Here is a 574-nt window from a genome sequence, read left to right as displayed (position 1 = left end):
GTCGATAGGGGCGGAGTATGCGGAGTAGGGTGGGGTCTCATTTACCCCTCACCAACTCCGGCCAAGGGTTCACTTCGTTCACCCGGCCTTCGTATCCTCTCCCGCAAGGGGCGAGGAAAACTCGCGGCAATGCTTCGCCACAAATACGACGGCGCGGTTCGCTGCAACGGCGCAACAGGTTTTTCCTCGCCCCCTGTGGGAGAGGATAGCAAGGCCGYGAGAGGCGTAGCCGATYRCTTGGCCGCGCTTGGTGAGGGGTAAGCTCTTCTTCCAAAGTAGACCAGCCTCAACCCCACCGCCGGAACAGCGCACTGGCGTTGACGCCGCCGAAACCAAAACCGTTGGAAATGGCGTGTTCCATCACCATCGGCCGGGCATTGCCGCCGACGAGGTCCAGGCCTTCCGCGACCGGATCGGGATGGACGAGGTTGCGCGTCGGCGGGGCGATCTGGTCGCGCAGTGCCATGATGGTGAAGACTGCTTCGAGCCCGCCGGCGGCGCCAAGCAGGTGGCCGGTGGCCGATTTGGTGCCGCTGACCGCAATGGAGCCGTCGCGGCCGAAGACGCTCTTGAT

General features: G+C 63.9%; 1 pseudogene. It reads right to left on the bottom strand.

From position 1 onward, the window contains the following. Positions 1-286 precede the first annotated feature (286 nt). A pseudogene (locus AC1D0P_RS27395) lies at positions 287-574 on the bottom strand (beta-ketoacyl-[acyl-carrier-protein] synthase II); the annotation flags it as partial.

The organism is Polaromonas sp. P1_G2 (assembly GCF_056405515.1).
Note: the sequence above shows the minus strand (reverse complement) of the source record. Positions and strands in the feature narration are given on the sequence as shown.